The organism is Psychroflexus montanilacus (assembly GCF_020164535.1).
Taxonomy (GTDB): Bacteria; Bacteroidota; Bacteroidia; order Flavobacteriales; family Flavobacteriaceae; genus Psychroflexus; species Psychroflexus montanilacus.
Map to the genome: position 1 here is coordinate 658,488 of NZ_JAIQZC010000001.1, position 14,892 is coordinate 673,379.

Here is a 14,892-nt window from a genome sequence, read left to right on the forward strand (position 1 = left end):
CCTTTGCTCCTTCATCTTTGCTTCACCACTTTCTCGTTTTATAACATCCATAAAAAATAGGCCGTTTTCTACTAGCGTATCGAGGCTGATTAAGTGTCTAACTTTTAAAGTAAGGTGGCTGAGCCTGCCTTCCAAGAAAACCCAGGCAGGTACAATCCCAATTTCTATCGGGACTACTAATGGCTTTTTTTTATAACTAGTTCCATTTCTGTAATTTAATGTACTCTTAAAATTTTTCCCTTTGAGGGAAATGCCGATAGGCAAAGGGTGTTATTTCATGATTAAAATGCGCTTGATAAACACCCTTCTCCCGTCTTCCCTCTGAGGGAAGAGGCTTGTTTCAGTTATTTTTTATTATTCACTAAATCGTATCGAGAACTGGTTTGGTCTCAAAGCATCGAATAACTAGAAAATATGTTTCCGTTAGGTCGAGTTCTCGATACGATTTGTGTTTTCTAATACTTTTTGCCATTGCCGCAAAAAGTATTCAAAAAGGTCTAGGCTTATTTTTATGTCTTTAAAAACTACGAAAGTGTTTCCTCCACGCAAAGCAAACCGTTTCACTAGTCCTTTGCTCCTTCATCCTTGCTTCACCACTTTCTCGTTTTATAACATCCATAAAAAATAGGCCGTTTTCTACTAGCGTATCGAGGCTGATTAAGTGTCTAACTTTTAAAGTAAGGTGGCTGAGCCTGCCTTCCAAGAAAACGCAGGCAGGTGGTTTTATGGAAGAAAATTGTATCGAGAACTGGTTTGGTCTCAAAGCTTGGAATAAAAAGAGAAAATATGTTTCCGTTAGGTCGAGTTCTCGACTCCGCTCGAACTGACAATGGTCGAACTGACACAAATGAAAGAACACTAAATGACCAACTAAAACTCTGGTGGCTGAGTGTCCGCCTCAGGCGGATGTACCGAAGCTACCTTCCGACAAGGTCATTTCGATACATCCCGACAAAACCTGTCGGGACACTCAATGACCAACTGAAACTCTGGTAACTGAGACGGTAACCCTGGTAGGCTCGAACTGACAATGATCCTACTTCTTCTTAAAACTACAAAACACAAAATTCTGTACCGATCCTGAGGGCGTCTCGTGGTCAACAGTCCTGCAGTTGACTTTTTCAAAATAAGCCTTAAAGGTCTCAGTCAGGCTGGTTTCAGAATACTGCTGAATCTCAATGCCGCTGCATTTGGTAGGCCCCTGCTCCGAGAAAGTACCCATCACCAGAATACCCTTGGGAGTAATCGCCTTTTGTGCAGTTTCCACATAAGCGGAGATGTCTTCCTTACTTCTCAGGAAATGAAAAACAGCGCGGTCGTGCCAGAAGTCATAAGTTTCGCTAGGTTGAAATTGGGTCACATCCGAAACGATCCAACTGACTTGCTCAGCGTTGTTACCCAAACGTTGTTTTGCCCTGTCGATAGCTGCTGCCGAAATATCCAATACTGTGATCTCCTTATAGCCTCTGTCCAGCAGATGATCCACCAGCAAGCTATCGCCACCACCCACATCGATGATTTTGGCCGACTTAGGCACCTTGAAGTCTTCAAAGAAACTTAAGGAGGTTTCGGGTGTAGGCTGAAACCAGCTCACGTCTTTCAACTCCTTGGTTTGGTAAATGTGTTCCCAGTGCGACTTTCGGTCAAAATTTGGCATACTTGTATTGATTTGAATCTTGAGTTAATTAGGATGCAACTTATCATTTTTTGGCAAAGGAAAATGGGTGTGCATCAATTCTATTTTTTCAAAGAGTTCTCCCACGCCAAGACTCGACCAGAGTATTAAAACCCCCAGAATGATTTTAGCAATTAGCAAAGTTTTTTTGGGCATCCAGGTAAAGACCCAGTTGATGACAGGCCATAAAAACAGAACAGAGAGTAAGATAATAACCAGGCCGTAAAAAGGATCATTGCCCCAAAAGGTATTCACAAACCCAATACAGAAAACAAGTAAGCCAAAACCACAACTCAGCGTTGTTTTAAGAAGTGATGAGTTCATTTTTTTGCTTGTAATGATAAGACTAAATTTTGAAATGTCAATCTTGTAAATTATGTTGGCTTAATGAAAAAGTGAGGTTTTTTATGGATCCTATTAAAACAAGAAATACTAAATATTTTTAGTTTTATATTGAAAATAATTTTGTTTAAGATCCCTTAATTCTTAGCTTTAAAACTGAAAACCTAACCTATCCTATTTTTAATGAAATTTCGCGACATCGATTTTCCAGATTCTTTTGAGTATCGTTCTGATTCTCAGCACATCCCATTAGAATTTTATAATGAAGTGTTTCCAATATCTAAAAAGATAGACCTATTCTTAGGATATTTTAATTCTGGTGCTTTTCGAGTTTTGTCTGAAAGTTTTGCTGAATTTATATTCAATGGTGGTAGTATGCGAATGATCACTAATCATTGTTATACGAAGTTGGATTTTGATAATTTAATTGCCGAGCCAGAATTGGACGACTATGGTGATATTTCAAAACTTATTAAAGATTTACGTAAACTCAAAGAGAGCTTAGATGAATATGGTCAATTGTTTTTCGATTGTTTGAAATATCTTATTAAAGAGAAAAGACTTCAAATACAACCAGTAAGTTTTGGTAGACAGAGCCTCAGTCACAATAAAAAAATGCTGTTTTATGATGGTGAAGATTATATTTTGACACAAGGTAGCATGAATTTTACTTTAGCGGGAATTGTAAAAAACTCTGAAAGTTTTCAAGTTGAAGTACCATGGAATGGACATGTGAGTCAAGTTAGAATTAAAGAGCAAAAAGAACAGTTTGAAAGTATCTTTAAAAAAGAAAATCCACATTATACCTATTTGGATAAATCTGAAATAGAGCAAGTAATTGAAGAGCTAGGAAAAGAAAAATCTATCACTGAGTTACTCAAAACTAGTATAAATTTAGGTAGTGAAAATTATAGCAAAAAATTAAAAGAACTACATCAAGCTAAAAAAGAAAAGTTTGAAAACATCATTGAAAAAATAGAAAACGAGCCTAGATTCCCATATCCCACTGGCCCTAGAGATTACCAGAAACAAGCTTATGAAAATTGGGTAGAAAATAATTATAAAGGTGTTTTTGCCATGGCTACAGGTACTGGTAAAACCATTACATCATTGAATTGTGTTCTTGAAGAATATTTTAAAACTAAAACTTACCAAGTCCTTATATTAGTGCCATCAATTGCACTTTTGAACCAATGGGAAAAAGAGGTACAAGAATTTAACTTTAAAAATATTATCAAAGTTGGTGGTGGAAACAAATGGGAAAAAGATGTTGCGAATTATACAAGTAACCTTTCTTGGGGTATTTCCAAAAACTTAGTAATGATATCTACCTACGGTAGTTTTGTTACAAAGCGTTTCCAAAAGTATTTCAATAAAATACAAGATCAATTTTTATTGATTGCTGACGAAGCTCATAATATGGGCGCAAGTCAAATAAAAAATTTATTACCAGATATAGTCGTGAATAAAAAAATTGGGCTATCTGCAACACCTAAAAGAGTTTACGACCCTGAAGGCACTGATGCTATAGATTTATTTTTTGAAGACAGGCCACCTTATGTTTATTCATTTAGCATGGAGCGAGCGCTTAAAGAGGAAAGACTTACTGAATACAAATATCATCCTAAAATTGTTGAACTTCAAAATGAAGAATTAGAAATGTACATAGATATTTCTAAGAAATTGTTGATGTATTTTGATTTTGACAAAGGACAATTTAAAAATGATCCAATTGTTGAAAAATTACTTTTATTAAGGAAAAATATCATTCATAAAGCTCAAAATAAAATAGAATGTTTTAAAAGCATAGTACAAGAACTTAATAACAACAATAAAATAAAATATGTATTCACTTATGTTCCTGAAGGTTTTGTTTATGACGAATTTGGAGATGGAGAGAGAATGCTAAATGATTTTATACGTGTTGCAATAGATGTTAAACCAGATTTAAAGCTCAACTCCTACACGGCAGAAGATGAAGATTTAAACGGAATTTTAAAAGGTTTTTCTGAAGGTAAAATTGAAATGCTTTTTGCTATGAAAATGCTAGATGAAGGCGTTGATGTACCTAGAGCCGAAGTTGGCATTTTTGCAAGTAGCACCGGTAATCCTAGACAGTTTATCCAACGTAGAGGGAGACTACTTAGAAAACATAAAGATAAAACGAATGCAATTATTTATGATATGGTAGTTGTGCCACCATTAAATGATGCAAATGCAGACACTTATCGAATGGAAAGAAACCAAGTAAAAGCAGAGTTGCAACGTGTAGCTCACTTTTCAAGCCTTTCCATGAATTTTTATGATACAAAAAACGAGTTAGACTCGATTTGTAAAAAATATGAATTGAATATAGATCAAATTATAAATGAATTATGCTAAACAAAAGAGCCAAAATAATTAAGGACATTTTATTCGAGCCTGAAATACAAGAAAAATACAAACTAACAGAAGAAGATTTAACGGGAATGTATCGTAAAAAAATTGTAGATGTATTAGAAACCATTGTTAATGAAAATGATAATGGTAGAACTGGAAGACAGATTTATCCTGTTATTAAAAATATCCACAAAATTTAAGCATGGCATCAATTATAAATAGTATAAGTTTTAAAAACTTCTTCAATTATTACGGTGATTTTGAAGATAATACATACAACCTAGAAGAGGGTATAAATATTATAATAGCAGATAATGGCGCTGGAAAATCAAAATTTTTTAATGCATTTCTGTGGCTATTTTACGATCAAATTCTAGATTCTGATACCAAGCAAAAAATAAATATTAAAAACGCTGGAGTCAAAATTATTTCTGACAAGGCAAAGAACGAAACAGCCGTTGGAGATTATATCACATGTGGAGTATGTGTAGAGTACACAAGTGGTACCAGATATAAGTATCAAATTATAAAATCATTTACTGCAACACGTTTGGATGAAAATATAACTGATGAAAGTAGTTGGCAGTTTGTGATGAACGAATTAGAAGTTAATCGAACAGAACTTGTTTTACATAAGTATAAGCCTGTTTATGACGAAAATGAGAAAAAACAAATCATTGATAAACTCATCATGCCAGCCTTTAGACAGTACTCATTTTTACAGGGTGAAGAAGTTGATGATATCATTGACTTTAGTAAAAAAGAAAGTATTGAAAGAGCGGTAGAAAATCTAACCGATATAAAGAAATACGAACAAGTACATAAGCTACTTGAAGAGTTTAAAGAAAAAGCATTTAGAGATGTTCAAAAACAATTAAAAACAAATAATGCCCAAAATGAACGTTTTGATAATGCTGTGAAAGAGAAGGAAAAAATTGAGCAACAGCTTGCACAAGAAAAATTAAAACTAGAACAATATAATGAGACTTTAGTTAATGCAGAAGCTGAAAAGAACAAATTAGACAAGCGTTATGCAAATGCTGAAAAAAGAAAAGAACTCGATGATCAATTAAAACCTTTACGAAAAAAACTCAGAGATAAAAAAGATGAATTTGAGACTTTTCTAGACCGTATCAACAATCGTTTTTTTGATGGAAATTTTGCTTGGATTGCACTAGGGTTTGAGAATGAAGTCAATAAATTTAATGAATTGAATGATGATTTTCTTGATGAACGTTATCGAAGAAAGACTTTGAAGGAAGTTGAAAAAAATCCAAATGATTTTTTTACAGTAATGCCTATTGGATCTCCTGATGCAGCTTCCATTGATAAAATGATAAAGCAAGAGCATTGTTATGTGTGTAACAGAGAGGCTAAACGTGGAACTCCTGCTCACAATTATCTTATTAAAATGAATGAACGGCAAAAGTCTGAAGAGGTAGGCGAACCTTTTGTAAAAAATGATTTGAAAAATTTCTTCGGTGACTTACAAATAAATGCACAACCATTTTACACCAAGTCTGATAGTATCAAAGATTCGATTATTAAAACTAAAGAAAAAGAGGTTGAACTTCAAGATAGTATTGAACGCTTAAAAAAGAGAATTAAATCTTTAGAAGATGATCGTAATACGATTATGATTGCAGGACATGATGCAGAACAGTCTGCAAGGGATATTATAAATGATTACAATGGAGCAGTACGAAGAATTTCTGATGCTGAGAACAAAATTAATGACATCATCGTACCCAAAATAAATAAGCTTAAACGTGATCTTAAGACGATTAATGAAGAAGTTAAGAGCTTAAATAAATCCAATAACATACCAGATGGGTATAACGATAATTACGAAGTACTTAGCGACCTAGAAGAAGCTGCTGGTAAAGCAAAAGATAAAGTCTTTGACGGTATGATTAACTTACTAGAAGAACATGCTAATATTCATTTCAAGAACCTAATTAAGAACAACGACTTATCTGGTGGGATTCTGAAATTTGAGAAAAACCTTAACGGCTCAATTAATTTTAATTATCTAGATAGTAAAGGAAATTCCGTTTACGGAAGTTCAGAAGGCTTCCAGCGGATGAAGAAGTTTTCTGTAGTAATGGCAATTATCTCTGCTAATAATGCAGAATACAATTATCCACTATTAGCTGACGCACCTATTTCCGCATTTGGTGAAGGTTTTACAGAAGGTTTTTTTGAAGCTATTGGAGATGTCTTTCCGCAAAGTATTGTGTTAGTGAAAGAACTTTATAAACGAGAAGATGAAATGAAAATTAATGAACTCGGTAAACGCTTATTAAAGGACGCAAGAGTAAAAACAATGTATGTAAACCACGTACCTGAAAATGCCGAACAAATTGAATTAATAACCACCCAAACCAAGTTGAAATAAGTAGTTATGACAGCACAAGAATTTAAAATTACAATACTATTAAAACGTCCTAGATACGCAAAAAGTAAGATCCCTGTTATTGAAGCTTTTGCTAACAAAGGCCAATCAAAATCAGAATACAGTCAATTTGGACCTATTTATGAACTCTATATTTATGCCTTTAGATTGGGCTTAAAAAAAGGCTTAAAACTGCCTTTACCTCCAAGGAACTCAACACAAGATTTTATTGAAATTGGCAAGTGGAAACGTGATTCTAGTTTAGTTGATTTTTTGTTGATGATCATATTTAGCAAAAGTGAGGAGATTGGTTTTAATTGGAATGATTTAGAAGATATGGAAGAAAAAGAACTTAACGTTGTTGTTAGCAATATTGTTGAGTTTATTGAAAGCTATGCCAATGGTGGTTTACAATATCTCCAGGAAGAATGGGAAAATGATAATTTGATTAATTCGAGTTATTTGTTTGCGGATTTGATGAATGGTTAAAGACTTTATTTATGAAAGAGCTTAGATTCAGATATGAAGACACTATTTACAAAAATGGTAAAAATATACCAAAAACATCAGGTTTATATACATGGTATTTAGATTTTTCTAAATTAGGAATTGTTAATAATAAAGATGATTTTTCTACGATAGTTTACAGGTTGAACGAATTGATTACTTCAGAGATCATGAAAGGAGAAGTAAGTTCTCCATTAAAAAAATATAGCGTTAATGTACACCAAAACACAAACTTTTTTAATGATTATCTTATTGATTCAGATTTAACTGAGGGCAAAAAAATTTCTGAATTATCTGATGAAGATTGTGTGAAAATATTTAAAATATTAGGTGAGTTTAGTCATTTAGTAAGCCCCCTATATATAGGTGTAGCTAGCTCATTAAGAAGTAGATATAGAAGTCATAAAAGAAATTTTTATGAAATTGTTACTTTAATTGATGAAGGAGCTGATAAAGTTATAATACAGGAAAAAGCTAAAAAAACTTTTGGAGGCAGACTCGCATACCAAGGGTTTAATTGGGATTTATTGATTTTTAATTGTGTGAAAACAGATTTAGAATCACCCCTTAATAAATCTACTGAATATTTATTAAATAGGATGTATAGTCCTATTTTTGGAAAAAGGTAATTAAATAAGCTTATATGAAAAAAGTAAGACCTCAAAAATATGACAGAAGTATTTATGGAACTTTTGGACAGTTTTTTACTCACAATAATAGTCCGATTTTCTATCTAAATACTGCATTACCAATTGATAACATAAACTGGATTAAGCCGGTAAGAGATATACTTAATATTTCAGAAGTTGATTTTGATGAATTAGTTCAAAGAAATTTAGATGATTCAAGAATTAAAAATGATATTTCACAATATTTAATTTCAGATAAAGGTTACAAATTTTTCCCTCCAATTGTTAGTGCTTTTGTAGCCCCTACAGAAAAAAAGGATTCTATTAAAAATAGATACCCAAAATTAAAAGTCCGTTTTGAAGATACAGTAGATGGTAAAGTGGTTAAAATAGAGTTTGAGGATTCTTTCATATTAATTTTGTTTGTTGATGAAGACAATAATATTTTGAATACCCCTGTTGAACTTAGATGGAAAAGTTCAGGGATATCTTTAATGGCTGTTGATGGTCAGCATAGGCTAGTTACATTAAAAGCCATTAGGGGTCTTTTAGATAGCGATGATGAGAAAGCATACTATAAGAGTTTAGAAGAACATAAATCAATTTTAAATGACATTGATATACCAACTACAATATTGTTTTTTCCTAATTCTTACCGAGAATTATCAGAAGGTAGTGAAGAGATTTTGGATGAAGTATTCCCGAATAGTGGATGGTTAGAGAATGAACAAAAAGATATTAAAGAAATAATTAGAAACGTTTTTGTCGATGTAAATAAAAATGCCAAAACACCTAGTGAATCTAGAAATATCTTGCTTAATGAAAAGGATATTTGTGCCATTTTTGCTAGACATATTTTTTCTACAATCAAGGAAATTGATAAGAATACATATTCTTATTTATTGGATTTTGACTCACCAAGAAATAAAGAGTTTCAAATTGATCAAAATAGACCCATAATTACAACTATAGGTATTGTTTACAGAATATGTGAAAATTTATTTAAAGACACTAAAGGTGATCGTCGAAAATCTGAAGATGGAAATGCCCTTAGGGCACGCTTGAACTTATACAATTTAGAATTTGATTCAGAATCAGTAAAGCTGGAAGACTTGACTCCTTTTGATTTTTCCTATTCTCAAAGAAGAGTTTTGTTAGAACAGTTTAATAAATCTTGGACTCAAACTTTCGTTTATTTCTACACACAGCTATTACCATTTAAGAAATTATTTATATCAATGAATAAATCATTCGATGATTGGCTAGAAAAAACAAAAAAAGACTCGTTAACGGATGATGAAACCAAAATTTATTCGATTCTGTTTGGTGGGAGCGAAAAACGCTTTTTTCTTCAACAAAATGCTAAAAATCGTAGTATAGAATATAATGACCATAGATTTTTATTTAAAAAACTTCAAAATAAGGAAAAAGAGATAAAGGAAAGTATTGGAAATCATAGGTTTTTTTTCAGTCAAATGTTTCAATCAGCCTTTTTTGAATTTCTTGATTTTATTTTGTCATCACCAACTATAGATTATAAAGATTCATGGCTAGAGCAAGAATATTTAGAAAGTATCATTACTATTTTGAACAAGTATATTGATGATAAGCAAAATGATTCATTATTCAAATTCGAAAATTCTATAAACGACTTACTTTTTAACGGAAGAAGTAATCCTTCGCAAAAAAAACAAGAACTTGTAGCAACAATTATAAAATTAATAACTTTCAATTACAAAAGAGAGATTTCGGAAAATCCTTTTATAAATAAGTTTAATGTAAAGTCAGACTTTATTGACGAACTTAACACTGAGTGCTTGGACATAATTGATAAAAATATGACAGATTCTTTAGAGAAAGAATTCAAACAAAATATTGACATTAGACAGCTTGTACTAAATATTCAAAAAGCAAAAAATGATAATTTAGTTAATGAAATAAAAAAATTAGAATCTGATTATAAGCAAAAACTAGAATCATATTTGGAACGTAGAAAGAAAAAAGAATTAACAATTTTAAAACAACACCTTAATATTGATTAACCTACTTTGTTAATTAAATTCATTACATCATTTTCACTAACAATTAATTTTTGAAATGTATTTAACCCTTCATCCAAATGCAACTTCACATACTTCCCCAAATCCTGATTACTAATATGCAGTTGATAGAGTTGTGCCACTAAGGCTAAGTAATATTTGTCATAATCGCCAAATAAAACTTTTCGAGAATATTCTTTACCACCAGAATCTTGGATATCGTTTAAATCTAGCTTTTTACTGGATTTTAAAGAATAAGCTAAAGCAATTCGAGCAATGACGTTTTCCGCACCCAAATTGAGTTTGCGAGTGAGTTGAGACACTACTTCTTTATTAGCTTTACTGGTTCTAACGTGTGTAAACATGGTCTTCTTCTTTAAAAGCTTTAAACAATTGGTTCAGTTTATATTGATGGAATGCTGAGTCAGTTTCAGAATGCTTAATCATATACACTTGGCTTAAATTAGGTTTCATCAAGTCATATTCCTTTTCGGTCAATTCTTTTTCAAGCAGTGGGAATAAAACTACCTGGTTAGAAATATTAGGATAAAATTCCTGTATAATATTTCTAGAATGGTCTTTGTCAAATTTTTGTAATGGACTGTCAATAAATACCGGGAATTCAATTCCAGATTCATCCACCAAAGCTTTTAAAAGTGCGGTGGCATACAATTGCTGCTCCCCTTTAGATAAGTTATCCTTATCGATGATATTACCTTTCTGATCTATCAAATCAATATCCATAACATCCTCTCTGATATTCACATGGACATCTTTCACAAAGTTATCTTTATGCATCAAACGTTTAAGACCTAACACAATAGTTTTTTGTAAAGCGAACTTCTTTTCTTCTTTCACTCGGGAAATAACGGTCTTAATCTTATCGAGTAAATTTTCAGTTACTTTATATTTTTTGAGATCTTGTTCGATCAAATTAAAGTTCTTTTCAAACTCAGATAAAACTTTTTTGTGAGAAGTTTGTTGAGAATTTAAGCTCCCAAATTCTTCAACTAACTGATGTTTATTTTCTTTCAGTTGTGCTAACTCTTCATCAATCCTTTTCTTTTCTTCTCTTAGCTTTTTAGCTAGGTGGTTATCCTTTCTTGCTTCACCTTGCTTGATCTTTCTACTAACCCGATTGTAGTTAATCCGGTTATTTTTTTCTTCTTGTACAAGCTGTTCTATCTGGGATTTAAAACTGGTTTGCAAATGTTTGTACAGAGCTAAAAACTCTCTATGTTCCTCTTCAGTAAAATCCAATAAGATTTGAGGTTGGTCTTTTGCATTAGCTTTTGCTTGTTCTTCAAATTCACTTTCTAAAGCTTCAGTTGTCAGTTTTTCAAGTTTTTCTTTGATTATCTTATCCTCTAAAACTTCAGCAAAATCTTTTTTAAGTTTTTCGCTAAACTTTTCTAGCTTCTTGCGATAGACTTCTAAGCTGAATTGTTCATTTTGAGATTTACTTTCATGATCCAGCTGTAATTTTAACTGCTCTACTTGTTCACTTGCAATTAAGAATGGAAGCAGCTCATAATGTTTTTTCAATTTTTCCTTTGTAATATAAATTGCTTTCTTGATTTCTTCCTGCTCTTGTTTTAAGGCTTTCAGTTCTTCAAGTGTAACTGAGTTGCCTTCACGAATAAGTTTTTCTTGTAATTCATCAGATTTAGCTTTTAGATTCGCTTCTGTAAAATCTAATTCATCTTGTTGCTGCTGGTTGTAGTCTATGAGTTTAATAAACTCTTCATCTTTTGCAATCAAATCTTGCAATTTGTCTTTTTCTTGTTCAGAAACCCCACGACGTCTAAGGTTAGAAAGTAAGGTTTCTAGATTTTTTCTAAGCTCTTCGTATTTTTTTATTCCTAAAACTTCAGAATAGGCACGACTCAAACTTCTTAATTCAGCTTTTGATTTGGCTTCAGCTAAGGAGACTATTTTTTCGGCATCAAAAAAGAAAAATTTAGCAATCTCTCTAGGTAGTAAGAAGTCGTTTATGAAAACCTCATAACCCACTTCTTTGGTTAATTCGTTTTCACTGCCATCAATTAATAATTGTAAACTTTCCTCTTTGGTTTCAAAGTCGTAGGTTCTTTTAATCTCAACTGTTTTGCATGGCACAGAAGGAATTAAAACATCACTTAGCGTGACATTGACTTCCATTTTTTGATGATCCTTACTATACTTTATTTCATTATTAAATTGAGTATCTAAGTACTCTTGATATCCGCCTGCTTTTTTGATATCCTTTCTATACTTGTCTTCGACTTGAGCGATTAATCTCCCATAGAACACCCAAACTAAGGAAGTTAAGAAACTAGTTTTCCCAAAGCCATTTTTACCTGCAATTAAGTAAATATTAGAATTCTTCTTTTTCTTAAAATCAATCGAATTACTTCCCTTGTAAATTCTAAAGTTTTTTATTTCAATTTGGTCAATGCGCATTATAAATTTTCATTTACAAAGTTTTCTATTCTTTTTTCAACATCATTATGCAAACCATATTTAGAAAGCATTAAAGTTTTTGATTCTTGTAGTGAAATTAAGTTATCAATCAAATGGTAATAATTAGCATCATCTTGGCAAACTTCTTTTAATATGCGACGCTCAGTATCATCTAAAGATTTGATGTTGTTGGTGCTGATTCCTTTTCCGTAAACTTCTTTATAAATTTCACTAACGCTATGGTCAAAAATCATATCACGATTCCAAATCACTTGGATAGCAATTAACTCTTGGTTGTTTATCAAAGTGATATGCGGTCTTTCTTTTTGTACTTCTTTTTGTGTCTCTAGTAACTCTCTTAAAGTATCTGCTCGGTATTTTGAGGTGTAAGGCCCAAAGTGATGGCCATCTTCTCCTATAGCTTTTTGTCCATTTCTTCTTTCAGGCAGTCTGTTTTCGCTAATATTTCTTTGCTCAACAAGATTATTTCTAAACTTTAAAAGCGGAGCCATCCATTCCTGCCCGTTTTCAATTAAAGCAGACATTGATTTATCCTGCTTAACTACCGTACAAGTCCAACATCCAAATCGAGATTGACCGCAAGACGAATGTTTTTTATTAGTTACTACGGTTGGACATTCGTAATCATCTGCACTTGCATCAGCATAGATTTGAAATAAGATAGAATTATCAAATCCCCATGGCGACGGCACGGCATTGATGATATACCAAATCTCTTCCAACATTAAATTTTTAATAGGCGCATAAACAAAAGTGTTGGGTGTTGTACCATGTTTAGATAATCGATTTCCTTCAATCTCATGCTTTTTCATAGAACGCTCTCGCGTAGCACTTTCTTCATATCGTGTTCCGAGTAAAACAATAGCTTCACCCATTTTATCAATTTGCTCTAAAAGAAAGTTTGAAGTTGGCTTAATTTTTAATCGATCGGTACACCATCTAAATGTATTATTTGGTACGGGATAACCTTTACCTAACACATTGATCCAAAAAGACTCTTCAAGTTTAGGAGTTGTTTTCTGCACAAAAATTGGTAAGCCCTGTTCCCTAGCCTCTTTATCAATTTTAGATAAGACATCATCGACATAGTTTGAAATGATGGGATTTTCAACCATTGTATCATTACATACCACATGAACTGGTCGTTGCATTTGATAAGGCATAGGCGCCTGTTCTCTAAAACGTTTTAAAGCAATCCAAACTAGAGTCAACAAAACAGTAGAATCTTTACCTCCACTAAAACCTATAATCCAGGGACGATTTGTATCGCCTTTGTAAGCATACTGATCAATTATTTCATCAATAATTGTTTCAGCTTTTTTGAGTTTTATTTTTGACATTAGATGATATTTTATTCATTCTTATTTTCGAGTGATTTAACCCTCAATTCAAGATTTTCAATTGTCTTTTTCTGTAATTCAATGATGTAGTCTTTACTACCAGTTTCAGCTGGGGTATTATTCTCTTTCCTTTTTATCATTTCACCTTCTCCCCTAAATAACCAATCAGCCGATAAATCCTGATAAGTATTTATCAATTTTGATATATTTTGACCTGAAAGAGAGCCTCTTTTCCTAGCTTTTCCAATCAAACCATTGGAAATTCCAGTCTCAAGTGAGAGTTTATGATCATTCAACCCCTTGTAATCCATATAAATATCAAGCCTTTGAAAAAAATCTATCATTTTTGATAAAATAAATTATTTTATATATCATTTTTGATATATTTGTAGTTGAAATTATTATTTCAAAATATGTATGCAAGATAAAGATCTTATAGCATTCAAGTCTAATTATTGTAAAAAAATAAACAAAATGGGATTTTATAGTTGGTTTACACAAGACACAAATCGTAGTATTTCAAACGTATATTCAAGCCGTCCTTTTTTTCGCGTCTTCATGCTAGACCATATAGGGAATATGTGGAAAGAAAATTGTTATGAGGGATATGGTGTATTTGGATGTAAAGATTATTATGAATTAATGGCAGAGATGAATGGTTTAAGCTCAATAGAGGAAACTGTTGAGTTATATTTTGAACCAAATGAATCTATTTTGTTTCCGAATCTGGTTGAGTACCCTAGAAAATGGGTGTGGATTAACAAAAAACCTAAAGACTGCCCTTATCAAGGCTTTTTTTACTAAGTTAAATACTATTGGAAATGGCTTTTATAAACCATCGACTTAGACACCTAATAGTTTTTAAATCAACAAAACACAATTACCTCTTGAGCTCATAAAAACGTCCACTTGAAGATTGAAGAATTTCCTCTTGAGGAAAGTTGCCAAAAGACTAGTCTTTTTAAACAAAAAGAGTACTACTTTTATGAGAAAAGAGTACTCTTTTTTTATTGTATTCATTTTGTAAACTACTACTTAAACAAAGATAAACTAAAATGGTGATACCTTCACGCCTCTGCAGAAAAAAATGGAGTCAGGTTGCAAAGCATATAGGTCAACTAAA

The 14,892-nt window shown here is 32.2% G+C and carries 13 protein-coding genes; 7 read left to right on the forward strand and 6 right to left on the reverse strand.

What is annotated here, in order from left to right; translation table 11 throughout:
* Positions 1-1,036: 1,036 nt before the first annotated feature.
* The gene (locus tag LB454_RS03030; RefSeq protein WP_224463012.1) at positions 1,037-1,657 is read right to left on the reverse strand and encodes a class I SAM-dependent methyltransferase; all 621 of its coding nucleotides are present in this window, start codon (positions 1,655-1,657) and stop codon (positions 1,037-1,039) included.
* Between the two features lie 24 nt (positions 1,658-1,681).
* Positions 1,682-1,999 carry a hypothetical protein gene (locus LB454_RS03035; RefSeq protein ID WP_224463013.1) on the reverse strand — a complete coding sequence of 106 codons (318 nt, stop codon included), beginning with the start codon at positions 1,997-1,999 and terminating at the stop codon, positions 1,682-1,684.
* A gap of 201 nt (positions 2,000-2,200) precedes the next feature.
* On the opposite strand from LB454_RS03035, the gene LB454_RS03040 reads away from it, so the two are divergent.
* From LB454_RS03040 to LB454_RS03065, 6 genes are read left to right on the forward strand one after another with little or no spacing between them, the layout of a single operon-like run.
* On the forward strand, positions 2,201-4,399 hold the full coding sequence (locus LB454_RS03040) for a DEAD/DEAH box helicase family protein (RefSeq protein WP_224463014.1): 2,199 nt from the start codon (positions 2,201-2,203) through the stop codon (positions 4,397-4,399).
* Complete coding sequence (locus LB454_RS03045; RefSeq protein WP_224462222.1) at positions 4,393-4,596, forward strand: hypothetical protein; 204 nt, start codon at positions 4,393-4,395, stop codon at positions 4,594-4,596. The genes LB454_RS03040 and LB454_RS03045 overlap by 7 nt, the downstream gene beginning before the upstream one ends.
* 2 nt (positions 4,597-4,598) lie before the next feature.
* Complete coding sequence (locus tag LB454_RS03050) at positions 4,599-6,794, forward strand: AAA family ATPase (protein ID WP_224463015.1); 2,196 nt, start codon at positions 4,599-4,601, stop codon at positions 6,792-6,794.
* A gap of 6 nt (positions 6,795-6,800) precedes the next feature.
* Positions 6,801-7,280 carry a hypothetical protein gene (locus LB454_RS03055; RefSeq protein ID WP_224463016.1) on the forward strand — a complete coding sequence of 160 codons (480 nt, stop codon included), beginning with the start codon at positions 6,801-6,803 and terminating at the stop codon, positions 7,278-7,280.
* Between the two features lie 11 nt (positions 7,281-7,291).
* Complete coding sequence (locus LB454_RS03060) at positions 7,292-7,927, forward strand: hypothetical protein (RefSeq protein ID WP_224463017.1); 636 nt, start codon at positions 7,292-7,294, stop codon at positions 7,925-7,927.
* 14 nt (positions 7,928-7,941) lie between these two features.
* Complete coding sequence (locus LB454_RS03065; RefSeq protein WP_224463019.1) at positions 7,942-9,969, forward strand: ParB N-terminal domain-containing protein; 2,028 nt, start codon at positions 7,942-7,944, stop codon at positions 9,967-9,969.
* On the opposite strand, the gene LB454_RS03070 is transcribed toward LB454_RS03065, so the two are convergent.
* The 4 genes from LB454_RS03070 to LB454_RS03085 are packed head-to-tail and all read right to left on the reverse strand — an operon-like array spanning position 9,966 to position 14,113.
* The gene (locus LB454_RS03070; RefSeq protein ID WP_224463021.1) at positions 9,966-10,331 is read right to left on the reverse strand and encodes a DndE family protein; all 366 of its coding nucleotides are present in this window, start codon (positions 10,329-10,331) and stop codon (positions 9,966-9,968) included. The genes LB454_RS03065 and LB454_RS03070 overlap by 4 nt on opposite strands.
* Positions 10,315-12,408: a DNA sulfur modification protein DndD gene (gene dndD / locus LB454_RS03075; RefSeq protein ID WP_224463023.1), complete on the reverse strand. Its 2,094-nt coding sequence runs from the start codon at positions 12,406-12,408 to the stop codon at positions 10,315-10,317. The genes LB454_RS03070 and dndD overlap by 17 nt, the downstream gene beginning before the upstream one ends.
* Positions 12,408-13,769: a DNA phosphorothioation system sulfurtransferase DndC gene (gene dndC, locus LB454_RS03080; protein WP_224463026.1), complete on the reverse strand. Its 1,362-nt coding sequence runs from the start codon at positions 13,767-13,769 to the stop codon at positions 12,408-12,410. The genes dndD and dndC overlap by 1 nt, the downstream gene beginning before the upstream one ends.
* A gap of 11 nt (positions 13,770-13,780) precedes the next feature.
* Entirely contained in the window at positions 13,781-14,113 is a 333-nt protein-coding gene (locus tag LB454_RS03085; protein ID WP_224463028.1) for a hypothetical protein, read from the reverse strand.
* Positions 14,114-14,186: 73 nt separating this feature from the next.
* On the opposite strand from LB454_RS03085, the gene LB454_RS03090 reads away from it, so the two are divergent.
* Positions 14,187-14,573 (forward strand): hypothetical protein, encoded by a 387-nt coding sequence (locus LB454_RS03090; RefSeq protein WP_224463030.1) that lies wholly within the window; start codon positions 14,187-14,189, stop codon positions 14,571-14,573.
* Positions 14,574-14,892 lie beyond the last annotated feature (319 nt).